Origin of the sequence: Streptomyces sp. NPDC048171, assembly GCF_043202655.1 — a bacterium.
Taxonomy (GTDB): Bacteria; Actinomycetota; Actinomycetes; order Streptomycetales; family Streptomycetaceae; genus Streptomyces.
Genome location: NZ_JBIDAU010000008.1, coordinates 280,515 through 306,070, shown reverse-complemented (window position 1 = coordinate 306,070; position 25,556 = coordinate 280,515). Strand labels below are relative to the sequence as shown.

Here is a 25,556-nt window from a genome sequence, read left to right as displayed (position 1 = left end):
CGCGAGAAGGACCATGCGACGCGACAGCGCCCAGCTCACCCACCAGCCCGCCGTCCTGCCCTGGCTCGGCGCCAACTTCTGGTCCCGCACCGGCGGTCCGCTGATGTGGCGCGACTACGACCCGAGGACCGTCCGCGAGGAACTGCGCGTACTGGGCGACCACGGCCTGAACATGACCCGGTCGTTCTTCTACTGGCCCGACTTCCACCCGGAGCCGGACCGCGTCGACGACGAACTGTGCGCGCGGTTCGAGGACTTCCTGGACGCCCACCTCGAAGCGGGCATGGGGACGGTACCGACGTTCATCGTGGGCCACATGTCCGGTGAGAACTGGGACCCGGCCTGGCGCGGCAACCGCGACCTGTACGAGGACGTGTGGATGGTCGGCCGCCAGGCGTGGTTCGTCTCCCGCATGGCACGCCGTTTCAAGGACCACCCGGCGGTGACGGGCTGGCTGATCACCAACGAGATGCCGGGCTACGGACGGATCTACCAGGTGGACCCGCCGTCGGCCGACGTGGTGACCGCCTGGGCCCAGGCCATGTGCAACGCGGTGCGCGCGGCCGGCGCGACGCAGCCGGTGTCGCTGGGCGACGGGGCGTGGGGCATCGAGGTCACCGGCCGCGACAACGGCTTCTCGCTGCGGGAGACCGCCGAGTACGTCGACTTCGTCGGCCCGCACGTGTACCGCTCCGACACCGACCGGCCGCGGCAGCACTACCGCGCGGCCTTCGAGTGCGAGCTGGCCGCGGTGACCGGGCAGCCCGTGGTGCTGGAGGAGTTCGGGCTGTCCACCGACACCGTCTCGGCCGCCAACGCGGGCCATTTCTACCGCCAGACCCTGCACAACTCGCTGCTGGGCGGGGCCACCGGCTGGATCGCCTGGAACAACACCGACTACGACGACCTGTGGGACCAGTCCCCCTACGACCACCACCCCTTCGAGATGCACTTCGGCATCACCGACTCCACGGGCGCGCCCAAGGAACCGCTGCGTGAACTGGCCGCCTTCGCCGAGGTGCTGAAGGCCGTGGACTTCCCGAACTGCGCCCGCACGGAGGCCGACGCCGCACTGGTGGTGCCCGCCTTCCTGGAACGCGGCTACCCGTACAGCCGCCCCGCCGACCGGCCGCTCATCTTCACGTCCCTGCACCAGGGTTACGTCACCGCGCGCGCCGCCGACCTTCCCGTCGCGCTCACGCGCGAGGCCGACGGGATGCCCGGCGAGGCGTCGCTGTACCTGCTGCCCGCCACCCGGCAGCTCACCACGCGTACCCGCCGGGAGCTGGCCCGCCGGGCCGCCGACGGCGCCACCGTGTACCTGTCGTTCTGCTCCGGTGAGCACCCGGGCACCCGCGGCCCCTGGTTCGACGACCTGGACGGCCTCTTCGGGGTGGAGCTGCAGTTGTCCTACGGCGTCGCCGAGCCGATCGAGGACGACGTGCTGGAGATGACGTTCACCGAGGACTTCGGCGGCCTGCGCGCCGGAGAGGTGCTGCGCTTCCCGGTCGCGGGGAACGAGGACAGCCGCGCCTACCTGCCCGTGGTGCCGCGCGCGGGCCGGGTCGTCGCCGTGGACGCGCACGGCCGGCCCACCCTGGTCGTGCACGAGACCGGCACGGGCCGTACCGTGCTGGCCACCTACCCGCTGGAGCACATGGCGGCCCGGACGGCGCGGGTCAACCCGGACGTCACCCACCGGCTGTACGCCGCGCTGGCGCGGGTGTCGGGCGCGCGGCGGCCCGTCACAGTGGCCGATCCGCACGTCTCGGCGGACGTCGTCGCGCACGCGGACGGCCGCCGCTTCGTCTGGCTGGTCAGTCAGAGCGACGGACCGCTGGTGGTCCGTCCGGAGACCGACGGGAAGCTGCACCGTCTGGCCGACGGCGAACCCGTGGAGGACGTACGGATCGACGCGTACGGCGTCGCCGTCCTGGAGCTGCGATGACCGTCCCCCGCTACCGCGACCCGGCGGCGCCGGTGCCGGAACGCGTCCGCGACCTGCTGGGCCGCATGACCCCGGCGGAGAAGGTGGGCCAGCTCAACCAGCGCATGTACGGCTGGCACGCCTACGAGCGCGGCCCGGACGGTCACCGCCTCACGGACGCGTTCCGCGAGGAGGTCGCCGCCTTCGACGGCATGGGCGCGCTGTACGGACTCCAGCGGGCGGACGCCTGGTCGGGCGTCGGGTTCGAGGACGGCCTGGACGCCCGGGACGGCGCCCTGACTGCGGCGGCCGTCCAGCGGCACGTCAGGGACAACACCCGGCTGGGCATCCCCGTCCTGCTGGTCGAGGAGATGCCGCACGGCCACCAGGCGCTCGACGGCACGGTGCTGCCGGTCAACCTGGCGGCCGGCGCCACCTGGGATCCGGAACTGTACGCGGAGGCGGTGGCCGGCGCGGGCGCCGAACTCCGGGCCCGGGGCGCGCACGTCGCCCTGGTGTCCGCGCTGGACCTCGTACGTGATCCGCGCTGGGGGCGCAGCGAGGAGTGCTTCGCCGAGGACCCGTACCTCACGGCACGGATGACCGAGGCCCTGGTGGAGGGTGCGCGGCGGGCGGGTGTCGCCGTGGTGCTGAAGCACTTCGCCGGCCAGGGCGCCACGGTCGGCGGTCGCAACAGCGCGGCGACGGAGCTGGGCCACCGCGAGCTGCACGAGATCCACCTCGCGGCGGCCCGGGCCGGGGTGGCGGCGGGCGCGGCCGGGGTGATGGCCGCCTACAACGAGTTCGACGGCGTGCCGTGCGTGGCCAACCGGTACCTGCTGACCGAACTGCTGCGCGACGAGTGGGGCTTCGACGGTGTCGTGATGGCGGACGGAACCGCGATCGACCGGCTGGTACGGCTGACGGGTGACCCCGTGTCGGCAGCGGCCCTGGCCCTGGACGCCGGCTGCGATCTCAGTCTGTGGGACGACTGCTTCCCCCGGCTGGGCGAGGCCGTGGAAAGGGGGCTGGTGTCCGAGGGGGCCTTGGACGCCGCGGTGGCGCGGGTGCTCACGCTGAAGTTCCGCCTCGGTCTGTTCGAGCGGCCGGGGCCCGCGGACGGGCCCGGGAGCCCCGGCCGGCCGGACGTCGGCGGCTTGGGCGAGCGGATCGCCCGTGCCTCGGTGACGCTGCTCGCGCACGAGGGCGGGGTCCTGCCGCTGTCCCGGGCCGCGCGACGGATCGCGGTGCTCGGGCCCAACGCGGATTCCGTCGCCCAGCAGATCGGCGACTACACGGCACCGCAAAGGCCCGGTGACGGCGTCACCGTCCTGGACGGCATCCGGGCCGCCGTCACGCCCGGCACCGAGGTGGGGTACGCCCGTGGCTGCGAGCTGGTGGGGGACGACGTGTCCCGGGTGCCCGAGGCCGTGGCACTGGCCGCCGGCTCGGACGTCGCGGTGCTGGTGCTGGGCGGTTCCAGTGCCCGCAGCGCCGGCACCGCCTTCGAGGAGAACGGGGCGGCCGTCACCGGGGCGGGGGCGCCGTCCGGCATGACGTGCGGTGAGGGCGTCGACCTGGCGGATCCGGCCCTGCCACCGGCGCAGCGGGCCCTGCTGGCGGCGGTGTCGGCGACCGGGACGCCGGTCGTGGTGGTGCTGGTGCAGGGCCGGCCGCACGCCCTGCCCGAGGTCGACGCACCGGTCTCGGCGGTGCTGAGCAGCTGGTACCCGGGACCGCGGGGCGGGCGCGCCGTGGCCGAGGTGCTGTTCGGCGACGCCGAGCCGCGCGGTCGGCTGCCGGTGTCCGTACCCCGCTCGGCCGCCCAACTGCCCGTCTTCTACAACGGCAAGGACCACCGCTACCGCGGCTACGTCGATCAGAGCGCGACGCCCCGCTACGCCTTCGGGCACGGCCTGTCGTACACGAGCGTCGAGTACGGCGCGCCGCGCCTGTCGCAGGTCCGGGTCCCTGTGGACGCGCCCCGCCTGACCTGCCGGGTCGCCATCCGCAACACCGGGACGCGGCCGGCCGACGAGACGGTGCAGCTGTACCTGCGCCGGGTGTCGGGGGGCACGTCCTGGCCGCGTGTGCGCGAGCTGCGGGGGTTCGTCCGCGTGCGCCTCGCGCCGGGCGAGCGGGCCGACGCGGTCTTCGACGTGGACGCGGAGACGCTGGCGTCAGTGGGGCGCGACCTGCGCGTCGGCGTCGAGGCGGGCGTCGTCGAACTGGAGACGGGACCGGCGTCCGACCGCACTCAGGGGGCGCGTCTGGAGATCACCGACTCGGAATCGCGTACAACTTAGGCTAGCCTTCCCTTTATGGCGAAGGTTCGTCGGCTCACGCCCCAGCAGCCCGAGATGTTCCGCGCCCGCGTGGTGCGGACCGAGCGGGTCACCCCGTCCATGCAGCGCGTCACGATCACCGGACCGGGACTCGGTGACTTCCCGTGGCTGGGGTACGACCACTGGTTCCGCCTCTTCCTCCAGCTCCCCCACCAACGCGACCTCCGTCTCCCGGAGTTCACCGGCGCCCAGTGGTGGCAGCCGTACCTGGCCATCCCCGAGGCCGAACGGCCGCACTGCGCCAACTACTCCGTGGCCGACTTCCGCCGCGAGAGCGCGGAGATGGACATCGACTTCGTGGTCCACCGCGGGCCCACGGGTGAGATCGAGGGCCGGGCCGCGATCTGGGCCTGCGCCGCCCGGCCCGGCGACGCGCTCGCCGTGCTCGACCAGGGGATCCTCTTCGACTGCCCGCGGGACGCCTCCGAGGTCACCGTCGTGGCCGACGAGACGGGCCTTCCGGCCACCGCGGGCATCCTGCGCTCCCTGCCCGCCGACGCGGTGGGCCGGCTCATCCAGGAGATCCCCACCGCGGCCGACCGGCGCGAGCTGCACGCCCCGCCCGGCGTGACCGTCACCTGGGTCGTGCGCGAGGACAGCGCCTCCGTCCCCGGCGTCGCCGCCCTGGGCGCACTGCGCCGGGTCACCCGCGCCGAGGCCACGGGGTACGCCTTCGTCGTGGGCGAGTCGACACTGGCCACCGAGGGACGCAGGCACCTGCACCGCCTCGGTCTGCCGAAGGAACGCATCACGTTCTCGGGCTTCTGGAAGCACGAGAAGGCGCAGGTCGCGGCCTGAGGCGGTTCAGGACTGGGCGTCCTTGACCCGCCGGTAGTGGCGACGGGCCTTCATCCGGTTCCCGCAGTCGGCCATGGAGCACCAGCGGGCGCTGTTGGGCTTGCTCCGGTCCAGCAGGAAGAGCCGGCACTCGGGATTGCCGCACGGCTTCAGCCGTCCCGGCTTCGCTTCCCGCAGATGCGCCCAGGCCAGTACGGACTCCACCGCGAGACGCCGCGCCGCGGGCACCCGTAGCGACCACTCCAGCCTGCCGTCCTCGATGCCGGGCACACTGTCGACCCCGTCGAGGAACCCGCGCAGGGACTCCGGCGCGCGCTCGCCCCGGACCACACGCTGAAGCGCGTCCCGCACTTCGGCGAGGAAGGCGATCTCCTCACGCGTCCCGGTCCCGCCGTGCTCGCGCACCCAGGCGCGGGCCTCGTCGGGCGCGCCCAGGGTGTCGTGCACGGCACCCTCCACGACGGGTGTCGTGTTGAGCAGCTCCAGGAGCCTCTCCTCGGCCGCCCCGTCGATCATCACATCCACCGTCTAACCCCTCTTCGCGGACTTACAGGTTACAGCCACCTTCATACTCTAACCCTTTAAATTGGCTTGACAGGTTAGTCTCGAGGTGCTCCACTGAAGTTGAAGCTAACCGCTTAACGTCATCAAAGGGGTTACGATGAATACCACCGTCCATCACCGCACCGCCACCGTCGACGGCCTGGACGTCTTCTACCGCGAGGCCGGGGACCCGCAGGCGCCCGCGGTCGTGCTGCTCCACGGTTTCCCGACCAGCTCCCGCATGTTCCGGAACCTGATCCCGAAGCTCGCGGACACCCACCACGTCATCGCGCCGGACATGATCGGCTTCGGGCATTCGGCCATGCCCCGGGTCGACGAGTTCGACTACAGCTTCGACTCCCTCACCGACGTGACCGTCGGCCTGCTGGACCACCTCGGCGTCGACCGGTTCGCGGTGTACGTGCAGGACTACGGGGCGCCGATCGCCTGGCGGATCGCCACCCGGTCACCGCGGCGCATTTCCGCGATCATCACGCAGAACGGCAACGCGTACACCGACGGCTTCGTCAAGACGTTCTGGGACGGGCTCTTCGCCTACACCGATCACCCGGCCCCCGAGACCGAGGCCCCGGTCCGTGCGGCACTGTCCCCCGAGATGATCCAGTGGCAGTACGTGAACGGGGTGCCGGACCCGACCGTCGTCAGCCCGGACAACTGGACCGTCGACCTGGCCCTGCTCGACCGGCCGGGCAACGACGCCGTCCAGCTCACACTGTTCCGCGACTACCCGACCAACGTCACCCTCTACCCGCGGCTCCAGCAGTACTTCCGCGACTCCCAGGTGCCGCTGCTGGCCGTCTGGGGCGCCAACGACGAGATCTTCGGGCCCGACGGAGCGCGCGCCTTCCAGCGCGATCTGCCGGACGCCGAGATCCACCTCCTCGACACCGGGCACTTCGCCCTGGAGAGCCACCTGGAGGAGATCACCGGGCACATCCGCGGCTTCCTCACCCGCGTCGTCGCCTGACCGGCGCCCGCCGGGCCAGGACCTCAGGAGTGGCCGGCCCGGCGCCCCATGACATGGGGTGCCAGGATGTCGGCCACCGTGCGGTTGCGCGGGGCCGGGATGCCGAGCCGGTCGGCGAGGTCCGCCACTCCCCCGCTGAGCCAGGGCAGTTCCAGGCGGTTGCCCTGCTCCAGGTCGTGGTGCATGGAGGAGGTCATGTCCGCGGGAAGCGTGTCGCAGAAGGCGAGTCGGTCGTCCGCGAACCCGCTGTCCAGCCGCACGCCGGACGCCCGGGCGACGGCCACCGTCTCGGCCATCACCTCGTGCAGCAGGCGGCGGCTCTCCTCGTGGGCCCGCACGACCCCGATGGGTGCGCGGACGGCCGCCGTGGTCGCCGACAGGCCGATCAGGAAGACGAACTTCTCCCAGATGACCCGCTCGATGTCGTCGCTCGCCTCCGCGTCGATCCCGGCGTCGCGGAACGTGGCGAGTACGGCGTCGCTGACCGCCTTCTGACCGTCGTGGTAGGGGCCGAGCACGATCCTCTGCAGCGTCCCGTTGTGGACCACGACCCCGGGCTCCTGGATGAACGCGGAGATGAAGCAGACACCGCCCAGGACCTGTTCGTCCGTCAGCCGGTCACGGAGGATGCCGTCCTTGTGCACCCCGTTCTGGAGGGACAGCACCGGCGCCGAGTGCGCCGCCGACGACCGCAGTTGTCCGGCGACGTCCTCGGTGTCCCAGAGCTTGACGGCGACCAGGACCACGTCGGCGGGGCCGAGTTCGGAGATGCTCGCGACCACCGAGGCGGGCGGCGCCCGGAACTCGCCCAGCGGGCTGCGCACGACCAGCCCCGACCGGCGTATCGCTTCGAGGTGGGGGCCGCGGGCCACGAAGGTCACCTCGTTCCCGGCGGCGGCCAGCCGCGCTCCGAAGTACCCGCCGACGCCGCCCGCCCCGATCACCGCGATGCGCATGAATCCGCCCCGTTCCCCTTGGTAACCATTAGAACGGTTACCATCAAACCATGGACGGAGAGCAGCGGGACGCCCCTCGTCCCAGGGTCACCGCGCGGCTCCGGGAGCTGCGTTTCGACGCGGGGGCCCTTTCCCTGAACCTCGTGGCGACGGTGGGCCGCAGGCCCGGCGTCCCGGTCGAACGGATGGGGGACGCGGCACGCCTCGACGCCTGGTGCCGCGGCGTGGGTGTGGTGCCGGCGGAGGGACAGGACCCGCAGGAGACGCTGCGCTCGCTGCACGCCCTGCGCACGGCGGCGTTCGACATCGCCTCCTCCGCGCTCGACGGCCACCGGCCCCGGCCCGGGTCGGTGGACCTGGTCAACCGACTGGCCCGGACCGAACCGCCGGTGCCGCGGCTGGAACCGGCGGCCGGCGGCGGCTGGGTCGCGAAGGGCGGCCGGGCGCTCACCCGGGAGGCACTCCTCTCGCTCGTGGCACGGGATCTGATCGACCTCGTGACGGACGAGGCCCGAAGCTCCCGCCTCAGCGCGTGCGCCTCCGAGGTGTGCCGGATGCTGTTCCTCGACTCCGGCGGCGGCAGGCCGCGCAAGTGGTGTTCCATGCGGCGCTGCGGCAACCGGGCCAAGGCGGCCGGCCACCGGTCGAGGGCCGACGGCCGGCGGTGAGCCCTCCGCTATGACTTCACGAAGGCCAGGAGGTCTGCGTTGATGACCTCCGCATGGGTCGCGTGCATGCCGTGCGGGAATCCCTCGTACGACTTGAGGGTGCCGTGCTCGAGGATCTCGGCGGACAGCGGCCCCGCGTCGGCGTAGGGCACGATCTGGTCGTCCGTTCCGTGCGCGACGAGGACCGGTACGTCGATCCGCTTGAGGTCCTCGGTGAAGTCGGTCTCGGAGAACGCCTTGATGCACTCGTAGTGGGCGTTGGCCGCGCCCGTCATTCCCTGGCGCCACCAGTTGTCGATCAGGCCCTGCGACACCGTCGCGCCCTCCCGGTTGAAGCCGTAGAAGGGCCCGGACGGCACCTCGATGTAGAGCTGCGCGCGGTTGGCGGCGAGGCCCGCGCGGAACTCGTCGAAGACCTCGATCGGCGTGCCGCCGGGATTGGATGCGGACTTGACCATGATCGGGGGGACGGCGCTCAGGAGTACGGCCTTCGCGACCCGGCCCGGCTTGGCACGCGCCACGTAGTGGGCGACCTCGCCGCCGCCGGTCGAATGCCCGATGTGCACGGCGTTCTTCAGGTCGAGCGCGTCGGTCACGGCCGCCACGTCGGCGGCGTACGTGTCCATGTCGTGGCCGGTCGAGGACTGGCTGGAACGCCCGTGACCGCGCCGGTCGTGGGCGATCACGCGGTAGCCGTGCGAGAGGAAGAACAACATCTGGTTGTCCCAGTCGTCCCCGCTGAGCGGCCAGCCGTGGTGGAACATGATCGGCTGCGCGTCGCGCGGGCCCCAGTCCTTGTAGAAGATGGTCGTGCCGTCCGAGGTGGTGACCGTGCCCATTGCTGATCCTTCCGGGTCCGGGGCAGGAGGGATTGCCGGACCCTGACCGGGGCCGGAGACCGTGGCCGAGTCCGTCTCCGCCACCTTACGTCCATGTCGGACATGACACATTTTCACCCGTAATGATGAGCCGACATTCGTACAAGACCCGCGGCCGGCACCGGCCGCACCATCGCAGGCATGAAGGAGAACGGCACCCGCACCCACCTCTCGCACGGCCTGCACGTGGTGCGCGACGGCCCGCCCCAAGCGCCGCCGCTGCTGCTCGTCCACGGCACCGGAGCCTCGGGCGCGACCTGGGACCCCGTGATCCCGGCACTCGCCGCCCGCCATCACGTCGTCCGGGTGGACCTCCCGGGCTGCGGCCAGTCCCCGCCCGCGGAGTCGTACGACGTCCCCGCGCAGGCGGATCGCGTCGCGGCACTCCTCGACCATCTGGGGCTTCGCTCCGTGACCGTGGCCGGCCACTCCAGCGGCGGGTACGTCGCGACGGCGCTCGCCGAGCGGCGGCCGGATCTGGTGGGGGCCGTCGCGCTGGTCAGCACCGGTCCGGACATGGACGCGTTCCGCACCCAGCCCCTCGTCCTCCGCCTGCTGCTGGGCCCGCCGTTCGGCCGCCTCCTGTGGTCGCGCCGCACGGACACGATGATCCGCAAGGGGATCGGCGCGACGGCCGCCCGACCCGTGGACGTCCCGGACGGGATGATCGGCGATCTGCGGAACACCACGTACCGGGCGTTCCGGACGTTGTCGCGCCGGAACATCGCGTACATCACCGAGCGCACCGTGCCCGAGCGCCTCGCGGCGCTCCACCTCCCGGTGCTGGCCGTCTTCGGCGACGCCGACCCCCGTTGGGATCCGTCGTCGGCGCACCGGTACGGCGCCGTGCCCGACACGCGGGTCGAGACGCTGCCGGGGGTGGGGCACCTTCCCCCGCTCGAAGCGCCAGCGGCGACCGCCGAACTGCTGCTGCGTTTCGCGGCGATGGCGCCGGCGCTCCGCCCGTCGCCCACGGATACCTAGACTGCTTCCGTGTTGCCTTCAGACGCGCCACCCGACTGGACGGGCGTGGACATCGCCGTCCCGGCCCCGCCGGTCCGGCTGCCGGGCATCAGCATGGCCGGCTTTCGGCAGCACGTCCCCTCCTTCACGGACATCGCGATGGTCGCGCACCCGTCCGTCACCCTGCTCATCGATCTGAGCGAGGGCGAGGGCATCCAGTACGGCGCCCACGGCCGGCAGGGTCACGGCAGCTTCGTCGCCGGTCTCCTCCCGGGCGAACTGCGCGCGTCGGGACGCCTGGACGAGTGCCTCCAGATCCGGCTGGAACCCGCCGTGGCGACCGCGGTACTGGGCTGGTCGACCGACCTGAGCGGGCGGGTCGAGTCCTTCGCGGACGTCTGGGGCCGGGACGCGGAACGGAACGAGGAGGAACTGCGCGCCGCGGGGTCGTGGGACGAACGGTTCGCCCTCGCGGCGGGCATGCTGCTCCGCCGGACGGCTCACCGGCGTCCGGTCGACCCGGAGGTCGCCCGCACCTGGCGGCGGACGCTCTCCGGCCGGGGGCGCGTACGGGTCGACGGCCTTGCCGGCGAGGTCGGTTGGAGCCGCAAGCACCTGTCGGCGCGTTTCACCGCCCAGCTCGGCATCACGCCCAAGCGCGCCGCGCGTCTCGTCCGCTTCGACCACGCCGCCCACCTCCTCGCGGCGGGCGTCGCCCCGGCCGCCGCGGCCGCCCGGGGCGGCTACGCCGACCAGTCCCATCTCCACCGTGAGGTGCGGGCGTTCACCGGTCTCACCCCCACCGCCCTGGCCGCCGCACCGTGGCTGGCGATCGACGACGTCGCCTGGCCCGGCTCGGCACCGGGCCGGCCCGCCCCGCGTGCGGGTGTCACACGGCGTTGACCGGGTGCCGCACGACCGCGTCGAACAGGTAGCCCTGCGTGTTGTGGACGGTCGCGTCGGGCTGGGTCCGGCCGGCGCTGTCCGTCGCCCGCGCGAGCAGGGTGTACGGGCCAGGCGTCGCCGGGCGCCAGCGGGTGGACCAGCGGACCCAGCCGTCGCGCCGGGGGGCGTCGTGGAGCCGGGCCCGGTGCCAGGTGCCGCCTCCGTCGGTGCTGACGTCCACGCGGACGACTCCGCCCGCGCCGGACCAGGAACGGCCGGTGAGCCGGTGGGTGGCCCCGGCCGCCAGCTTCGCCCCCGCGTCCAGCTCCCAGGCGCTCTTGACCGTCTGCCCGGTGAGCGGCGCGGTCCCCCCGTCCGGGTACGCGTCGCCGAACAGGCGGTAGAAGTCGGTGTTCCAGGGCGAGTACAGCGGCTCGGCGGAGACCTCGATGTCGCCGACCCACTTGATGGAGGCGATGCCGATCCAGGACGGGACGAGGACGCGCACGGGGTGTCCGTGGTCGGGCGGCAGTGGTTCGCCGTTCATCTCGTAGGCGAGCAGGACGTCGTCGAGCGCCTTGGACAGCGGGAGCGGGCGGCGGACCCGTCCGAGGACGGCGCCGTCGGCGGTGACGTAGTCGGCGTCGAGGCCGCGGGGCATCACGTCCACGGCCCGGCGGCTCAGTCCCGCGCGCCTCAGGACGTCGGCCAGGCGGACCCCGCGCCACCGGGCGACACCGATGGCGCCGAGGGTCCAGGACGTCCCGCTGACCGTCTGGCCCTGCTGACCGGTGAAGAGGCTGCGCCCGTTGCCCGCGCACTCCACGAACGCGGTGTGGGTGACGGAAGGCAGTTTCCTCAGGTCGGCCAGGGTGAAGTCGACGGTCCGGTCGCGGGTGAGGCCGTCGCCGTGCACGGTGAGGGCCCAGTCGGCCGCCGAGAGGACGGGGGTCGAGGTGTGATTGCGCACGAAGAAGCGGTCGTTGGGCGTGTGGTAGCCGGTTCCCGCGAGTGCGGCGAACCGTGTCTCGGCGTTCGTGCCGCGGACCGTGAACAGCTCCTCGGGCAGGGGCTTGACGATGCCGGGCACCGTCGCGGCGGCGCGGGCCGGTGTGCCCAGGGCCATGGGTACGGCACCGGCTGCTCCGGCGGCGGCGAGCAGCCGGAGCATGGAGCGCCGGGAGACGCCGTCGGCCCGGGCCTCGCCGGCCAGCCACTGGCGCAGTCTGCGGCGGTCGTAGGCGGATTCGTGGGTACGCATGACGGCCTGCCTTTCGCAGGGAGGGCGCGGGCGGTCCCGCGCGGAGAGAAGAGGGTGCCCGCCCCGAGGCGGGCAGGGGGACGGCCGTACCGGTCCCGTGGGCGCGACGGCGAACCGGCCGTCTGCCCGGGGAACTACGCGGTGGGGATCAACAACAGCCGTGGAGGACGAGCACACGGAACCGCGGGGCGGCGAAGCGGCGTGGGCTGCGGATCATGGCGACATCGTACGGAAGGCGAGCACTCCGTGGGCGCCGGTATCGGGAAGTCGCCGGAAACCGCCGGAAACCAACGCCGCCTTCGCTTCTCGTCGGCCGCCTCGTCGGCGACGTAACGTCCGGCGGTATGGAATCCTCCTCCGCCACTTCCCGGCCCCGGGCGCGTGACCTCGGTGTCGTCATCGGGTCCGGCGCCCCCGGGCCCCGCAACGCCATCACCGACGTGCCGGGCGTCCGCGTCGGGCACACCACCGTGCGGCGGCCGCCCGACGTCCACAGCGGAGTCACCGCCGTCGTGCCCGACCTGGTCGGCCCCCGGACCCCGCTGCCGGCCGGGGTGTTCAGCGGCAACGGCTACGGCAAGCTCATCGGCACCACCCAGCTCACCGAACTGGGCGCGCTGGAGACCCCGGTCCTGCTCACCTCCACCCTGTCGGCCTTCCGGGTCGCGGACGCGCTGGTCGGCTGGATGCTGCGGCGGCCCGGATGCGAGGAGGTGCGCAGTCTCAACCCCGTGGTCGGCGAGTGCAACGACGGCTTCCTGTCGGACATCCGGGCACGTCCCGTCCACGAGGACCATGTGCGCGCCGCCCTCGACTCCGCCGCCGGCGGGTCCGTGGCCGAGGGATGCGTCGGCGCCGGAACCGGCACCGTGGCGCTGGGTTTCAAGGCGGGTGTCGGCACCGCCTCGCGCACTCCGGAAGCGGGTGGGCGGCGCCGCACGGTGGGCGTCCTGGTGCAGGCGAACTTCGGCGGCACGCTCCGGGTGCTCGGCCGGACCCTCACCCCACGCTCCCTGGGCGTCGTCGGGGCGGACGGTGCGGGGCCGGTCGCGGACGCGGGTTCCTGCATGATCGTGCTGGCCACCGACGCCCCGCTCGACGCCCGGCAGCTCACCCGGGTCGCCCGGCGCGCGGTGTTCGCGTTGGCACGCACCGGTGCGGCGTACAGCCACGGCAGCGGTGACTACGCCGTCGCCTTCGCCACCCGCCCGGGCGGCACCCCGGTGGCCGATGCCGACCTGAACCCGCTGTTCGAAGCGGTGCTCGACGCCGTCGAGGAGGCGGTACTCAACTCCCTGCTGGCAGCGACCACGACCACCGGCCTCGACGGCCGGACGGCCCCCGCGCTCCCGGCGGAGTCCCTGGTCCGCGCCCTCTCCGGCCCGCCGGCGCCGGGCGCCCGGACGGCCGGGGATTGATAGGCAAGTCGATACTTGCCTATGGTGGGGTCATGACGCAGGATGTGTTCAAGGCGCTGGCCGACCCCACCCGTCGGCGCATCCTTGACGAACTGGCGGAACGGGACGGCCAGAGCCTGTTCGAGATATGCGCCCGCCTGACCGCCAAGCACGGCCTGAGCCTGTCCCGGCAGGCAGTCAGCCAGCATCTGGCCGTGCTGGAAGCGGCGGGCCTGGTCGTCCCGAGGCGTGAGGGCCGCTACAAGTTCCACGACCTCGACACCGAACCCCTGGAGCTCATCGTGACCCGATGGCTCAGACCCGACACACCGGAGAGCACTCCATGAAAATCCATCTCACCAGCGTGTTCGTAGACGACCAGGAGAACGCCCTGCGCTTCTACACCGATGTTCTGGGCTTCGTGAAGAAGCACGACGTCCCCATGGGCACGGACCGGTGGCTGACCGTGGTCTCACCGGAGGCCCCCGACGGAACCGAGCTTCTGCTGGAGCCCTCCGGCCACCCCGCGGTGCGTCCCTACAAGGAGGCGCTGGCCCACGACGGCATCCCGGCCGCCTCCTTCGCCGTGGACGACGTGCCGGCGGAGTTCGAACGGCTGCGGGGGCTAGGGGTGCACTTCACGCAGGAGCCGCTGGAGATGGGGGCCATCACCACCGCGGTGCTGGACGACACCTGCGGCAACCTGATCCAGATCGTGCACAGCAAGTAGCGGAGCGGGTCACGTCCCCGGCGGGCGGAACTGGGGGCCGTAGTTGCCCCCGCCGTCCGGCAGGGCGGTCTCCATCAGCCTCAGCGCGGGTGCTTCCATCGCACCCATGGCGCGGACGGCCGAGCGCAGGGTGCGCGGGTCCCCGTCGGTCCACGCCGCGTCCAGGGTGCTCAGCACCTTGGCGTAGGCGGTGTCGAACCGGTCGAGCATGCCCTGGACGGCGGTGGACGCACCGGACCAGCCGCCCGCCGGGACGCGGGCCATGGGCCGTGTGGCGGGGAAGGGGACGGGGGCGCCGGTGAACTCCCACCCGTCCTCCGTCTCGCGCAGCTGCCGCCCGTGGTAGATCTCGCCGAAGGCGTAGTAGTGGGCCGGGTGGTCGTCGCCGAAGGCTTCCGCCGGGGAGCTGGCGGTGCCCTCGCCCTGCTCCTTGATGATCTCGATCGAGCGCTCGACGCCGTCGAGATCGGTCACCGGTTCCATGACGTCGCTGCCGATCCGGTCGGAGAGCTGCCCCCGCGCCGTCATCTCGGGCGCCGCGGCCTTGAACGCGCCCAGCAGGGCGTCGTAGAAGTCACCGATGCTGGGCGCGTCCTCCACGCGCCGGGCGAGCGGTGTGTCGGGGGCTTCGATCGCCATCATCACGTCGTGCACGTAGGGGCGGGTGAGGCCCGACAGGTAGACGTTCACCTCGGCGCGCACTCCGCCGGGCAGCGGCCCGGGGTAGGCGAGCGCCGCCTCCGCGATGCGTGGGCGGCCGCCGACGGCCACCAGCAGGTTGCAGACCACACCCATGTGGTACATCTCGTCGGCGAGGATCCGCCGGATCAGCCGTGCCGCCTGGCTCGAGCGGTCCTCGATGGACCACCAGCCGCACAAGTACGGCGGGATCGTGGCGAGTTCGAGCGCCACGGCCACCTGCAGGGACTGCTTGAGCCACTCGACGTCCCGGCCGTCCGTGGGGACGGCGAGCAGCGACGCCACGGACGGGCAGGGGCCCGTGGTGACCGGGCAGCCGGCCGCCGGGACGGGAGCGGCCACCGCCGGACCGGTGGCCGCCGTCACGGGAGCGGCAGCCGTCAGAGCGGCCGACGCCATGAAGGCCCTCCGCCCGAACGGGGCCCGTGCCCCCGACGATTCCGCGCGCACATCTGTCACCCGCTGCTCCCTCGCATGTGAACCGCGCCTCGGACCGAGGCGTCCGGATTCCTCCGACGGCTGGCGAAACTAGCAGCGCGGGCGCCGTTTCCCCGGCGCGCGCCGCCGAGCGCGGCATCCCCCACCCGGTCGGCCGTATCGCCGGCGCGCCCGGCCGGGGCGGGCCCCCGGTGGTCCCGGCGTCAGGATCCGGTGGTCGCGTCGACCCGTTCCGGTCCCTCCGCCAGGGCGGGGCCGGGGTGCCGCGGGCCGCGGGCCAGGACGTAGACGAAGAGGACCGCCATGACGGCGACGCCCGCCCACATGGCCTGTTGCCAGCCGTCGACGAACGACTCCCGGGCCGCGTCCGCCACCGCCCGCGCGTGCGGCCCCGCCGCGTGCGCGGCGTCGAGCGCGTTGGCGACCCCTTCGCGTGCCGTGTCCGCGGTCGCGTCGGGGACACCGTCGAGCCGGGCGTCGACGGCGTTGCGGTAGCCCGCGGAGAGCAGGGCCCCGAGCAGGGCGACGCCGAGCGCGGTGCCGAACTCGCGGGTGACGTCGTTGAGCGCGGAGGCGACGCCCTGGTGCTCACGCGGGAGGGCGCCGGTGATGGCCTCCGTGGAAGGTGTCATCGCGAGGCCCATGCCCGTGCCCATGGCGAGCATGCCGGGCAGGACGGAGAGGTAGCCGCCGTCGACGGAGACGACGCCGGCCATCAGCGCCAGCCCGGCACCCGCCAGGAGGATCCCGGAGGCCATGGTCGCCCGCGGCCCGACCCTCGCGGCCAGCCGGGGAGCGAGGCCGGAGGCCGCCATCATCAGTACGGCCATCGGCATCAGCGCCAGGGTGGACAGCAGGCCCGACCAGCCGAGGACCGCCTGGAAGAACGGGAACAGGACCACGAAGATGCCCGCCTGCACCCCGAACACGGCCAGGAGCGTGATCGAGCCTCCGGCGAGGGCCCGTTGGCCGAACAGGCGCACGTCGAGCAGGGCGGCGTCGCGGCGGCGCAGTTCCCAGACGACGAAGGCGGCCGCGGCCACGGCCCCGACGACCAGGGCCAGCAGTGTCGCGGGCGCGGCCCAGCCGCGTTCGGGTCCTTCCTGGAGGACGAAGATGAGCCCGACGACCGCGACGACGGAGGTCAGCGCACCGACGGTGTCGAAGGCGTGGCGGGGCACGTCACGGGAGTTGGGGACGGAGCGCAGCGTCAGGACGAGAGCGACGGCGACGAGCGCGACGGGCAGCACGAAGAGCCACCGCCAGCTCGCCACGTCGACCAGGGCGGCCGAGAGGAACATGCCCAGGATGCCGCCACCCCCGGCGACGCCGGTCCAGACCCCGATCGCCCTCCCCCGCTCCTGAGCGGGGAACGTCGAGGTGATGACCGCGAGCGTGATGGGCATGATCATCGCCGCGCCCACACCGCTGAGCGTGCGCGCGGCGAGCATGACCTCGCTGGACGGCGCGAGTCCGGCCACCGCGCTCGCCACGCCGAAGACGGTCAGGCCGGCGATCAGCGTGGGTCTGCGGCCGAGGCGGTCGCCGATCGCGCCCAGCGGGAGCAGCAGCGCGGCCAGGGTGAGGGTGTAGACGTTGATGAACCACAGGATCGTGCTCTGCGAGGCGCCGAAGGCGACCGCCAGGTCGGGCTGGGCGACGTTGAGCCCGGACACCGAGGCGATGACGGCCATCAGCGCGACGCAGACGGCGATCAGGATCGTACGGCGGCGACGCGCGTCGGGCAGACCCTCGTCGGGGGCGTCGCCCGCGTCGTGGGTCGTCCGGGAAGGCTGGTTCGTACTCATGGGTCCTCTCAAGCGGGGGATGTGGGGCCGGGCCGCGAGGGCGGCACACGGGCGACGCTAACCAGGCCTTGCCGTGAAGGCATACGATGTTGCCCATGACGCAAGACGATGGCGATCTGGACGGCCTGGTACGCAAACGCATCCGCGCACTGCGCGTGGCCCAGGGCTGGTCACTGGAGGAGCTGGCCGCCCGGGCCCGGCTCAGCCAGTCCACACTCAGCCGCATCGAGAACGGCCATCGCCGCCTCGCCCTCGACCAGCTCGTCACCCTGGCCCGCGCCCTGGACACGTCCCTCGACCAGCTCGTCGAGACCGCCACCGACGACGTCGTCTCCTCCCCGATGATCGACGCCGCCCACGGGCTGATGCGGTGGCCCATCAAGGCCGAGCCCGGCATGACCGTCGTGCGCCGGCGCATGACCGAGCCGGCCTCCGACCACCCCTCGCGCATGCGGGCCCACCCGGGGCGCGAATGGCTGGTCGTCCTGTCGGGCACCGCGACGCTGCTCCTCGGCAACCGCCGGTTCCGGGTCGAGACCCACCAGGCTGCGGAGTTCCCCACCATGCTGCCGCACAGCATCGGCGCCGAGGGCGGGCCCTGCGAGATCCTCGGCATCTTCGACCGCGACGCCCGGCGCGGCCACCAGCCCGGCGAGACGGAGACTCCCGCACGGTGATCCCGGACCCCACGCAACACTCTTGACACGCTCACGTCGACCGCTTGTATGGTCTAGTCCAACAGAACTCGCCGCTCCGTTTGCGGAGTTGGCCCCTGCCCGGGGCCGCGCTCCCCGCGAGGACGGCGAGCGCGCGTCACCTTCCGCCTCTTGGCCCCACCCACGAGAGGCCGTACTCGGCGTGCGCGGTCACCCCCACATACGACCGCGTGCCGCCCTGGAACGGCCTGTAGTGAAGGAGTTCCGCATGCACGCACGCAGGAAGACCGCCGCGCTGATCGGCGCGGCCCTCGCTCCCGTCGTCGCCGTCAGTCTCCCCGCCTCCTCGGCGAGCGCACACGGCTACATCTCCGATCCGCCCAGCCGCCAGGCGCAGTGCGCCGCCGGCACGGTGTCCTGCGGTGACATCCAGTACGAGCCGCAGAGCGTCGAAGGACCCAAGGGCCTGACCAGTTGCAGCGGCGGCAACAGCCGCTTCTCGGAGCTGGACGACGACAGCAAGGGCTGGGCCGTCACCCCGGTGTCGAAGAACACGACGTTCTCCTGGAAGCTCACCGCGCAGCACAACACCAGCACCTGGGAGTACTACGTCGGCGGGCAGCGGATCGCGCTGTTCGACGACGGCGGTGCCAAGCCGGGCGCGGTGGTGAACCACCAGGTCGACTTCGGCGGCCTCTCCGGCCAGCAGAAGGTGCTCGCCGTGTGGAACGTCGCCGACACGTCCAACGCCTTCTACGCCTGCATCGACGTCAACGTCGGCGGCTGACGGACCGGCCGGAGCAGTCCGGGAGCGGTCGCACTCGCCCTGAGGACCGCGACCGCTCCCCCTCCTCCCCGCCCCTCCGTGCCGTTCCCCCCCACCGAGCAGGAGTCGATAACCGTGCAGCACCGCAAACTCGCACTGCTGGCCGCCACCGGAGCGGCCGCCGCCCTCTGCAGCCTGACCCTGGCGCCGTCGGCCCTCGCCCAGAAGTCCGACGCCCCCGGGTCCGACGCCCGGACCGCCGCCGAATTCGTGGTCAGCGAGGCCCAGTTCAACCAGATGTTCCCGAACAGGAACTCGTTCTACACCTACAGCGGACTCACCGCGGCGCTGAGCGCCTACCCGGGGTTCACCAACACGGGCAGTGACACGGTGAAGAAGCAGGAGGCCGCCGCCTTCCTCGCCAACGTCAGCCACGAGACCGGCGGGCTGCAGTACGTGGTCGAGCAGAACGAGGCCAACTACCCGCACTACTGCGACGCCAGCCAGCCGTACGGCTGCCCGGCCGGCACCGACAAGTACTACGGACGCGGCCCCGTCCAACTCAGCTGGAACTTCAACTACAAGGCCGCCGGGGACGCCCTGGGCATCGACCTGCTCAACAACCCCGACCTGGTCCAGAACGACGCGGCCGTGGCCTGGAAGACCGGCCTCTGGTACTGGAACACCCAGAGCGGGCCCGGGACCATGACACCGCACGACGCCATGGTCAACGGAGCGGGATTCGGCGAGACCATCCGCGCCATCAACGGCAGCCTTGAGTGCAACGGGGGCAACCCCGGTCAGGTCCAGAGCCGGATCGACAACTACCAGCGCTTCACTCAGGCCCTGGGGGTCGAGCCCGGCGGCAACCTCAGCTGCTAGCCGACGCAACCGACCCCTCGCGATCAGCGGCACCGCCGATCGCGAGGGGTCGCCGCGTCGCCCCCGGGACGGGCACCGCTAACCGGAAAGGGTGGCGCGCAGCCGCCACAGGTCGCGCAGGACAGCGATCTCGGACATGTGGTGGATGAACTCGAGGTTGGCGCCCGCCACCACGCTGATGTAGGGGTCGTCCGGGTCGGACCCGTACGGGTACTGCGAGAAGCCGACCGTGTCGAGTTGCTCGTCGGTCACGGTGGCGACGTCGGCGCGCCAGCGGTCGATCAGCGACCAGAAGCGGGCGAGCGCCACCTCGGCGGAGGGAGAGAAGTCGACCAGCCGCCTCGGGTCCTGCCGGCGTTCGCCGAAGGTCCACTCCCACTGGCCCGCGAAGCAGGAGTGCAGGTGCCCGAGCCGCCAGGCGAGGGTGGTGAACGGCGCCTCGTCCGGGGGCGGTTCACCGGTGTGGGCGAGTACCTGCTCGACGCGCTCGACGCTCACGCTCCAGTCCACGGCGATCTTGGCGACCGACATGCCCCCAGCGGCCTGCCGCGCCACCTCGGCGTACTCGTTGGCCGGGATGTCCGGGGCACCCTTGTCCAGCACCCACTCGCCCGGCCCGTACGCCCGGGGCGTCACCGCCTCGGACCTGCGCCGGACCGACCAGCAGCCGCGCACCGGCTCCCACAGGTACTCCTCGTCGCCGAGCCCCGCCAGTCGCACCTGCGCCATCTCCCTGGCCTGGTCGAACTGGTCGAGCAGCGCCCCCAACCGGTCGGTGCGCGCACCCTCGGTCTCCATGTCCGGCTCCCCTCGTGGCACCCCGCACCCTCACGGCTTTCAGGCGGAGGCTAGCGAGTCGCCACCCGGGGGCGCGACCGGATTTCGGCGACCGCGGAGTCCCACGGAGTCCCACGGGACGATGACCGTCACATCCCTTGAAGCGGCCCACCGGGCGTGCATAGGATCGTGAAGGCAGGACTTGAAACGTTTCAAACCACACCTCCCCTTGAGCCGAAGGCGGATCGTCATGACCCAGGGCTGGAACCGCAGAGTCTTCCTGCGCGGCACCGCGGCGACCGCGGGCGCCGGAGTCACCGCGCTCTCCACCGGCGGCCCCGCGGCGGCGGCCTCGGACGGACCCGACGAAGGGCGGCAGGGCGACGACGCCGGACTGCGCGTCGTCCGCACCACCGTCGAGTACGCGGAGAACCTGCTCGGCACCGACGTCGAACGCCCCCGCCTGTCCTGGGAACTGGCCGCCCCCGGCCGGGGCGCCCGGCAGAGCGCCTACCACATCCGGGTCACCCGGGACTCCGATGGCCGCGACCCGCGAGCCCGCGCCGTCTGGGACTCGGGCAAGGTCACCTCCGGCCGCAGCGTCGGTGTCCCCTACGACGGGCCCGCGCTGCTCCCCCGTACCCGCTACCACTGGCAGGTCCGTGTCTGGGACGCCGCGGGGCGCCGCTCGCGATGGAGCGAGAGCCGCTGGTGGGAGACGTCGCTGCCCGAGGACGGGTGGCGGGCGCGCTGGATCGGCGCGCAGGAGCCGCCCGCGCCGCCCTCACTCGAAGGCGCCTCGTGGATCTGGTCCCCGGGCGCGACCTCCTCCGACGCCCCGGAGGGTGCCCGCCGGTTCCGTGCCGTGCTCGGCCTGCCGGACGGGCCGGTGGTGAGGCGGGCCGTGGTCACCGCCACCGCCGACGACGACTTCACCCTCTACCTGCAGGGCCGCGAGGTGCTGCACGCCCCCGTGCAGACCGACGGCTGGCGCACCGGCCGTACGGCGGACGTCACCGAACTGGCGCGCTCCGCCGGGAGCCGGATCGTCGTCGCCGCGCTGGCCACCAACCGGCCGGGCGCCAGTGTGAACCCGGGTGGGCTCGTCGTACGGCTGGTCGTGGAGACCGAGGACGGGCGTACCCACGAACTCAACTCCGGAGCAGGCTGGCGGACCTCGGAGGAGGACCAAGAGGGCTGGGAGCGGCCCGAGTTCGAGGACGCCGACTGGGAGCAGGCCGCGGTTCTCGCCCCCTACGGCCAGGGGCCGTGGGGAAGCGGTGTCACCGTCAGCACGCCCGAGCAGCCCGCCCCGCTGCTGCGCCGCTCCTTCCCCGTACGCGGGCGGGTGGCCCGCGCCCGCCTGCACATCAGCGGACTCGCCTACTACGAGGCGGAGATCAACGGCCGCCGCGTCGGAGACCAGGTCCTCGACCCCGGGTTCACCGACTACGAGGAGACCGTGCTCTACGCCGTCCACGACGTGACGGAGCTGCTCCGGCGCGGGGAGAACGTGATCGGTGTCGCGCTGGGGCGGGGCTTCTACGGCATGACGACGCCGAACGTCTGGAACTGGCACCGCGCTCCCTGGCACGGTGAGCCCCGGCTGCTCGCGCAGCTGGAGATCGACCATCCGGACGGGACCCGCACCACCGTCGCCTCCGACGGCGAGTGGCGCATCACCGAGGGGCCGACCCTGTCCAACTCCCTCTACGCCGGGGAGACGTACGACGCCCGGCGGGCGCCGGCCGGCTGGTCCCGGCCCGGGTTCGACGACTCGGGGTGGCGGCGTGCCGGTGTGCGGGAGGCTCCGGGCGGTACCCTGCGCGCCCAGCCGCACGATCCGATCGGGATCATCGACACCGTGCGCCCGGACGCCATCAGCGAACCGCGCCCGGGTGTGTACCTCGTCGACATGGGACGCACGATGGCCGGCTGGACCCGGCTCACGGTGCGCGGCGCCGCCGAGGGCGCGGTGATCCGGCTGGTCCACGGCGAGAAGCTCAAGGACGACGGCAGCGTGCACGCGGAGACCGGGCACGTACCCGGGCGCTTCCAGACCGACGAGTACGTGAGCGCGGGGCGGGACGAGGAGGTGTGGGAGCCCAGCTTCTCCTACAAGGGCTTCCGCCATGTCGAGGTGCACGGCCTGCCCGCCCGGCCGGAGCCGGGGGACGTGCTGGGGCGCCTGGTGCACTCCCGCGTCGACGAGGTCGGCTCCTTCTCCTGTTCCGAGCCGTTCTACGAGTGGCTGGACCGTGCCATGCGGCGCACCGTGCTGAACAACCTGCACGGCATCCCCACCGACACCCCGATGTTCGAGAAGAACGGCTGGACCGGGGACGCCCAGCTCGGCACACCCGTCATGACGTACGCCTTCGGAATGCAGCGCTTCCTGTCGAAGTGGCTGGGCGACCTCGCCGACAGCCAGACCGGCGAGGGGCAGCTGCCGGTCATCGTGCCCAGCGGGGGCTGGGGCTACGGCGACCTCGGGCCCTCCCCGGAGTGGACGACCGTGTACCCCTTCGTGGTGCGGGAGTTGTACCGGGTGTACGGGGACGAGCGGGCGGCCCGGGACCACTGGACGGCCCTGACCCGCTACCTGGACTGGGAACTGGCCCGCCTGCGGGACGGCCTGGCCGTGACCGCGCTCGGCGACTACCTGGCACCCGGGTACGGCGGCAACCCGCCCGAGGACACCCGGCTCACCGCCACGGCCTACCTGTACCGGGCGCTGCTGCACACCGCCGAGCTGGGCGAGGAGCTGACCGGCCTCCCGGGCGACAACGACGTCCCCGCACGGTACCGGGCCGCCGCCGCGGCGCTGCGGGACGCGTTCAACGAGGCGTTCCTCGGGCCGGAGGGGCACTACCGCACGGCCAGGGACCCGGGGTACCGGCAGACGTCCAACGCGATCCCGCTGGCCTTCGGGATGGTCCCGCCGGGCGCCCGGGCCACCGTCCTGGAGAGCCTGGTGGCCGACATCGAGGAGCGCGGGGGCCACCTCAACACCGGTGCCCTGGGCACCAGCGTGCTGCTGCGGGTGCTGTGCGCCCACGGCCGTGCGGACGTCGCGCACACCGTGGCCACCCGGCGCACCTACCCGGGCTGGGGGTACTGGCACGACCACGGCGCCGACACCATGTGGGAGATGTGGCCGCTGGACTCCCGCTCCCGCGACCACTACTTCCAGGGCACCGTCGCCCAGTGGCTGTACGAGAACGTGGCCGGGCTGCGGCCGGGCGACGCGGGGTACCGCACGTTCAGCGTGCGTCCCGACGCCCGTACGGGCGTGGACTGGGCGCGTACCTCCATCCGTACCGTGCGCGGGGAGGCGGCCGTGGCCTGGTCGGCGGTCGGCGGCAGCCTCCGGCTGACGGTGCGGGTGCCCGTGGGGTCGGAGGCGGAGGTGCACGTCCCGGTGGCCGAGGGGGTGCGCGCGTCGGCGCCCGGCGGAACCGAGTTCGTGCGGTCCGTGCCCGGTTTCGACATCCACCGGGTCGGCCACGGCACCTGGGAGTTCACGGGGACGGCGTGACACCGCCCGCGGTGGGGCGGCCGTCGACGTAGGTGGCCACCACCTCGATGTCGCCGATGCGCGAGGGGTCGACGCGCCGCGGGTCGTCGCCGAGCACGGCCAGGTCGGCGCGCTTGCCCGGGGTGAGACTGCCCAGGTCGTCCTCCCAGTGGCAGGCGTGGGCGCCGGCCACGGTGTAGGCGTGCAGGGCCTCGTCGACGGTGACGCCCTCGGCGGGGCCGATCCGCCGGCCCGACAGGGAGGCGCGTTCGACCATGAACTGGACGGCGCGCAGCGGGGATCCGTCGGTGACGGGGCGGTCGGAGCTGCCCACCAGCGGGATGCCGTGGTCCAGGAACGCCCTGCCCCGGTAGAGCCACGGGGCGCGTTCCGCACCCATGATCGCGGCGTAGTCGTCGCCGAAGTAGCGCAGGAAGTTGGGCTGGACGACCGCGGTGACACCGAGCCGGGCGAAGCGCGGGAGCTGGTCGGGCCGGATCAGTCCGGCGTGCTCGATGCGGTGCCGGGCGCCCGGCCGCGGGCGGAGGGTCTGCGCCCGTTCCAGCGCGTCCAGGGCGACGTCGGCCGCGCGGTCGCCGATCGCGTGGACGGCGAGCTGCCAGCCGGCGAGGTGTCCGTCCACGATGGTCCGGGCGAGCACGTCGGGGTCGTCCTGCAACTGGCCCGCGTGGCCGAGCCCTTCGTAGGGGCTGCTGAGCGCGGCGGTCCTGGCCATCATGCCGCCGTCGGTGAACACCTTCAGCGCGCCCACCGAGAGCCGGTCGTCGCCGAAGCCGGTGCGCAGTCCGAGGTCGAGGGCCCGGGGAATGCCGTCGGTCTCGTGGGCGCCGACCGGGTGCAGCCGGTCCGCGGACACCATGAGCTGCACCCGCAGCGGGAGCAGGCCCCGGTCCCGGGCGAGTTGGTAGGCGCCCAGTTCGACCGGGCTGTGGCCCAGGAGGGTGCCGCCGATGCCCGCTTCGGCGCAGGCGGTGACGCCCTCGGTGAGGCAGGTGCGGGCGGCCCGTCCGATCGCCTCGGCCAACTCGTCCTGGGCGTGCGGCAGGCGCAGGGCGCGGGCGGCGCCCATCGCGCCCTCGGCGAGGAAGCCGTTGTCGTGCGGGGTGCCGGCGGGCAGCAGGTCGAGAACGGCGGAGTTGACGGCGCAGCCGTGCCCGGAGTCGTGCGTCACGTAGAGCAGGTGCCCGTGGCTGACCCGGTCCAGGTCGGCGGCGGTCAGGTGGCGGCCGAGGGCCCGCTGGTCGTATCCGGCGATGCTCACCCAGGAGCCGGGGGTGTTCTTGCGGGTGACGGCCTCCGCCACGACCGCGAGGGCGTCCTCGATCCGGGTGAGTCCGGCGATGCTGGGAGTGCTCTGCTTGAACCCGGTCCAGGCCAGGTGCACATGGGCGTCGATGAAGCCCGGCAGTACGGTGGCGCCCTGGAGGTCGACGACTTCGCGGGCGGGCAGGGAGGTCGCGGCCTCGTCCAGGCCGACGATCCGGCCCCGCCAGATGCCCAGGTCGTGGGCGACGGGATGGTCCGGGTCCATGGTGAGGAAGCGCGCGTTCGTCAGTCTGGTGCAGAGCATCGGGGGTCGGATCCCTCCTGAGGCATTAGGTTAGGCTCGCCTAATGGACGGCGAGCTTAGCCGTCCCTTTTTCCGCTCCACAA

General features: G+C 72.8%; 22 protein-coding genes. 14 read left to right on the top strand and 8 right to left on the bottom strand.

The window, feature by feature from the left end; translation table 11 throughout:
• Positions 1-13 precede the first annotated feature (13 nt).
• Genes ACGF3J_RS23895 through ACGF3J_RS23885 form a run of 3 tightly spaced genes read left to right on the top strand, consistent with a single transcriptional unit; the run spans position 14 to position 5,070 of the window.
• Entirely contained in the window at positions 14-1,948 is a 1,935-nt protein-coding gene (locus ACGF3J_RS23895; RefSeq protein ID WP_393854706.1) for a cellulase family glycosylhydrolase, read from the top strand.
• Positions 1,945-4,233 (top strand): glycoside hydrolase family 3 N-terminal domain-containing protein, encoded by a 2,289-nt coding sequence (locus ACGF3J_RS23890; protein WP_393854705.1) that lies wholly within the window; start codon positions 1,945-1,947, stop codon positions 4,231-4,233. The genes ACGF3J_RS23895 and ACGF3J_RS23890 overlap by 4 nt, the downstream gene beginning before the upstream one ends.
• A gap of 15 nt (positions 4,234-4,248) precedes the next feature.
• Entirely contained in the window at positions 4,249-5,070 is an 822-nt protein-coding gene (locus tag ACGF3J_RS23885; RefSeq protein ID WP_393854704.1) for a siderophore-interacting protein, read from the top strand.
• 6 nt (positions 5,071-5,076) lie between these two features.
• On the opposite strand, the gene ACGF3J_RS23880 is transcribed toward ACGF3J_RS23885, so the two are convergent.
• Positions 5,077-5,586, bottom strand: a complete 510-nt coding sequence (locus ACGF3J_RS23880; protein WP_393854703.1) for a CGNR zinc finger domain-containing protein — start codon at positions 5,584-5,586, stop codon at positions 5,077-5,079.
• 145 nt (positions 5,587-5,731) lie between these two features.
• On the opposite strand from ACGF3J_RS23880, the gene ACGF3J_RS23875 reads away from it, so the two are divergent.
• Entirely contained in the window at positions 5,732-6,601 is an 870-nt protein-coding gene (locus ACGF3J_RS23875) for an alpha/beta fold hydrolase (protein WP_393854702.1), read from the top strand.
• A gap of 23 nt (positions 6,602-6,624) precedes the next feature.
• Here the strand turns inward: ACGF3J_RS23875 and ACGF3J_RS23870 are convergent, their stop codons facing one another.
• Positions 6,625-7,557, bottom strand: a complete 933-nt coding sequence (locus tag ACGF3J_RS23870; RefSeq protein WP_393854701.1) for a ketopantoate reductase family protein — start codon at positions 7,555-7,557, stop codon at positions 6,625-6,627.
• Positions 7,558-7,607: 50 nt separating this feature from the next.
• Here ACGF3J_RS23870 and ACGF3J_RS23865 point away from each other — a divergent pair, with 50 nt between their 5' ends.
• Positions 7,608-8,225, top strand: coding sequence for a CGNR zinc finger domain-containing protein (locus ACGF3J_RS23865; protein WP_393854700.1), 618 nt, complete (start codon positions 7,608-7,610; stop codon positions 8,223-8,225).
• Positions 8,226-8,233: 8 nt separating this feature from the next.
• Here ACGF3J_RS23865 and ACGF3J_RS23860 read toward each other — a convergent pair whose 3' ends face one another.
• Positions 8,234-9,064 (bottom strand): alpha/beta fold hydrolase, encoded by an 831-nt coding sequence (locus tag ACGF3J_RS23860; protein WP_161331440.1) that lies wholly within the window; start codon positions 9,062-9,064, stop codon positions 8,234-8,236.
• Between the two features lie 180 nt (positions 9,065-9,244).
• Between ACGF3J_RS23860 and ACGF3J_RS23855 the strand changes: the two genes are divergently transcribed.
• Positions 9,245-10,087 (top strand): alpha/beta fold hydrolase, encoded by an 843-nt coding sequence (locus ACGF3J_RS23855; RefSeq protein WP_161331439.1) that lies wholly within the window; start codon positions 9,245-9,247, stop codon positions 10,085-10,087.
• 9 nt (positions 10,088-10,096) lie between these two features.
• Complete coding sequence (locus ACGF3J_RS23850; protein WP_393854699.1) at positions 10,097-10,969, top strand: helix-turn-helix domain-containing protein; 873 nt, start codon at positions 10,097-10,099, stop codon at positions 10,967-10,969.
• On the opposite strand, the gene ACGF3J_RS23845 is transcribed toward ACGF3J_RS23850, so the two are convergent.
• Positions 10,956-12,212 (bottom strand): sulfite oxidase, encoded by a 1,257-nt coding sequence (locus ACGF3J_RS23845; RefSeq protein WP_393854698.1) that lies wholly within the window; start codon positions 12,210-12,212, stop codon positions 10,956-10,958. The two genes, ACGF3J_RS23850 and ACGF3J_RS23845, sit on opposite strands and share 14 nt — an antisense overlap.
• A gap of 344 nt (positions 12,213-12,556) precedes the next feature.
• Between ACGF3J_RS23845 and ACGF3J_RS23840 the strand changes: the two genes are divergently transcribed.
• The 3 genes from ACGF3J_RS23840 to ACGF3J_RS23830 are packed head-to-tail and all read left to right on the top strand — an operon-like array spanning position 12,557 to position 14,339.
• Positions 12,557-13,630 carry a P1 family peptidase gene (locus ACGF3J_RS23840; RefSeq protein WP_393854697.1) on the top strand — a complete coding sequence of 358 codons (1,074 nt, stop codon included), beginning with the start codon at positions 12,557-12,559 and terminating at the stop codon, positions 13,628-13,630.
• 32 nt (positions 13,631-13,662) lie between these two features.
• Entirely contained in the window at positions 13,663-13,956 is a 294-nt protein-coding gene (locus ACGF3J_RS23835; protein ID WP_161329370.1) for a helix-turn-helix transcriptional regulator, read from the top strand.
• The gene (locus ACGF3J_RS23830; RefSeq protein ID WP_161329371.1) at positions 13,953-14,339 is read left to right on the top strand and encodes a VOC family protein; all 387 of its coding nucleotides are present in this window, start codon (positions 13,953-13,955) and stop codon (positions 14,337-14,339) included. The genes ACGF3J_RS23835 and ACGF3J_RS23830 overlap by 4 nt, the downstream gene beginning before the upstream one ends.
• 9 nt (positions 14,340-14,348) lie before the next feature.
• Here the strand turns inward: ACGF3J_RS23830 and ACGF3J_RS23825 are convergent, their stop codons facing one another.
• The gene (locus ACGF3J_RS23825) at positions 14,349-15,437 is read right to left on the bottom strand and encodes a ferritin-like protein (RefSeq protein ID WP_393854696.1); all 1,089 of its coding nucleotides are present in this window, start codon (positions 15,435-15,437) and stop codon (positions 14,349-14,351) included.
• A 242-nt stretch (positions 15,438-15,679) separates the two neighbouring features.
• Entirely contained in the window at positions 15,680-17,284 is a 1,605-nt protein-coding gene (locus ACGF3J_RS23820; RefSeq protein ID WP_393854695.1) for an MFS transporter, read from the bottom strand.
• Positions 17,285-17,379: 95 nt separating this feature from the next.
• Here ACGF3J_RS23820 and ACGF3J_RS23815 point away from each other — a divergent pair, with 95 nt between their 5' ends.
• The 3 genes from ACGF3J_RS23815 (at position 17,380) to ACGF3J_RS23805 (ending at position 19,588) form a co-directional block, all read left to right on the top strand.
• Positions 17,380-17,961 carry a helix-turn-helix domain-containing protein gene (locus tag ACGF3J_RS23815; RefSeq protein WP_393854694.1) on the top strand — a complete coding sequence of 194 codons (582 nt, stop codon included), beginning with the start codon at positions 17,380-17,382 and terminating at the stop codon, positions 17,959-17,961.
• A 247-nt stretch (positions 17,962-18,208) separates the two neighbouring features.
• Complete coding sequence (locus ACGF3J_RS23810) at positions 18,209-18,727, top strand: lytic polysaccharide monooxygenase auxiliary activity family 9 protein (protein WP_161329375.1); 519 nt, start codon at positions 18,209-18,211, stop codon at positions 18,725-18,727.
• 114 nt (positions 18,728-18,841) lie between these two features.
• On the top strand, positions 18,842-19,588 hold the full coding sequence (locus ACGF3J_RS23805; protein WP_161329376.1) for a chitinase: 747 nt from the start codon (positions 18,842-18,844) through the stop codon (positions 19,586-19,588).
• A gap of 78 nt (positions 19,589-19,666) precedes the next feature.
• Here the strand turns inward: ACGF3J_RS23805 and ACGF3J_RS23800 are convergent, their stop codons facing one another.
• Positions 19,667-20,386 (bottom strand): DinB family protein, encoded by a 720-nt coding sequence (locus ACGF3J_RS23800; RefSeq protein ID WP_393854693.1) that lies wholly within the window; start codon positions 20,384-20,386, stop codon positions 19,667-19,669.
• Positions 20,387-20,615: 229 nt separating this feature from the next.
• On the opposite strand from ACGF3J_RS23800, the gene ACGF3J_RS23795 reads away from it, so the two are divergent.
• Positions 20,616-23,903 (top strand): family 78 glycoside hydrolase catalytic domain, encoded by a 3,288-nt coding sequence (locus ACGF3J_RS23795; RefSeq protein ID WP_393854692.1) that lies wholly within the window; start codon positions 20,616-20,618, stop codon positions 23,901-23,903.
• Here the strand turns inward: ACGF3J_RS23795 and ACGF3J_RS23790 are convergent.
• Positions 23,887-25,473, bottom strand: coding sequence for an amidohydrolase (locus ACGF3J_RS23790; RefSeq protein ID WP_393854691.1), 1,587 nt, complete (start codon positions 25,471-25,473; stop codon positions 23,887-23,889). The genes ACGF3J_RS23795 and ACGF3J_RS23790 overlap by 17 nt on opposite strands.
• Positions 25,474-25,556: the final 83 nt, after the last annotated feature.

Excerpts from the sequence above, each read along its gene's own strand:
- ACGF3J_RS23860 (WP_161331440.1), bottom strand. The coding sequence starts at position 9,064 with ATGGGCACGGTCACCACCTCGGACGGCACGACCATCTTCTACAAGGAC.
- ACGF3J_RS23870 (WP_393854701.1), bottom strand. The coding sequence starts at position 7,557 with ATGCGCATCGCGGTGATCGGGGCGGGCGGCGTCGGCGGGTACTTCGGA.
- ACGF3J_RS23840 (WP_393854697.1), top strand. The coding sequence starts at position 12,557 with ATGGAATCCTCCTCCGCCACTTCCCGGCCCCGGGCGCGTGACCTCGGT.
- ACGF3J_RS23795 (WP_393854692.1), top strand. The coding sequence starts at position 20,616 with ATGACCCAGGGCTGGAACCGCAGAGTCTTCCTGCGCGGCACCGCGGCG.
- ACGF3J_RS23800 (WP_393854693.1), bottom strand. The coding sequence starts at position 20,386 with ATGGAGACCGAGGGTGCGCGCACCGACCGGTTGGGGGCGCTGCTCGAC.
- ACGF3J_RS23815 (WP_393854694.1), top strand. The coding sequence starts at position 17,380 with ATGACGCAAGACGATGGCGATCTGGACGGCCTGGTACGCAAACGCATC.
- ACGF3J_RS23880 (WP_393854703.1), bottom strand. The coding sequence starts at position 5,586 with ATGATCGACGGGGCGGCCGAGGAGAGGCTCCTGGAGCTGCTCAACACG.
- ACGF3J_RS23885 (WP_393854704.1), top strand. The coding sequence starts at position 4,249 with ATGGCGAAGGTTCGTCGGCTCACGCCCCAGCAGCCCGAGATGTTCCGC.
- ACGF3J_RS23875 (WP_393854702.1), top strand. The coding sequence starts at position 5,732 with ATGAATACCACCGTCCATCACCGCACCGCCACCGTCGACGGCCTGGAC.
- ACGF3J_RS23810 (WP_161329375.1), top strand. The coding sequence starts at position 18,209 with ATGCACGCACGCAGGAAGACCGCCGCGCTGATCGGCGCGGCCCTCGCT.
- ACGF3J_RS23830 (WP_161329371.1), top strand. The coding sequence starts at position 13,953 with ATGAAAATCCATCTCACCAGCGTGTTCGTAGACGACCAGGAGAACGCC.
- ACGF3J_RS23895 (WP_393854706.1), top strand. The coding sequence starts at position 14 with ATGCGACGCGACAGCGCCCAGCTCACCCACCAGCCCGCCGTCCTGCCC.
- ACGF3J_RS23790 (WP_393854691.1), bottom strand. The coding sequence starts at position 25,473 with ATGCTCTGCACCAGACTGACGAACGCGCGCTTCCTCACCATGGACCCG.
- ACGF3J_RS23820 (WP_393854695.1), bottom strand. The coding sequence starts at position 17,284 with ATGAGTACGAACCAGCCTTCCCGGACGACCCACGACGCGGGCGACGCC.
- ACGF3J_RS23890 (WP_393854705.1), top strand. The coding sequence starts at position 1,945 with ATGACCGTCCCCCGCTACCGCGACCCGGCGGCGCCGGTGCCGGAACGC.
- ACGF3J_RS23845 (WP_393854698.1), bottom strand. The coding sequence starts at position 12,212 with ATGCGTACCCACGAATCCGCCTACGACCGCCGCAGACTGCGCCAGTGG.
- ACGF3J_RS23835 (WP_161329370.1), top strand. The coding sequence starts at position 13,663 with ATGACGCAGGATGTGTTCAAGGCGCTGGCCGACCCCACCCGTCGGCGC.
- ACGF3J_RS23825 (WP_393854696.1), bottom strand. The coding sequence starts at position 15,437 with ATGGCGTCGGCCGCTCTGACGGCTGCCGCTCCCGTGACGGCGGCCACC.
- ACGF3J_RS23855 (WP_161331439.1), top strand. The coding sequence starts at position 9,245 with ATGAAGGAGAACGGCACCCGCACCCACCTCTCGCACGGCCTGCACGTG.
- ACGF3J_RS23865 (WP_393854700.1), top strand. The coding sequence starts at position 7,608 with ATGGACGGAGAGCAGCGGGACGCCCCTCGTCCCAGGGTCACCGCGCGG.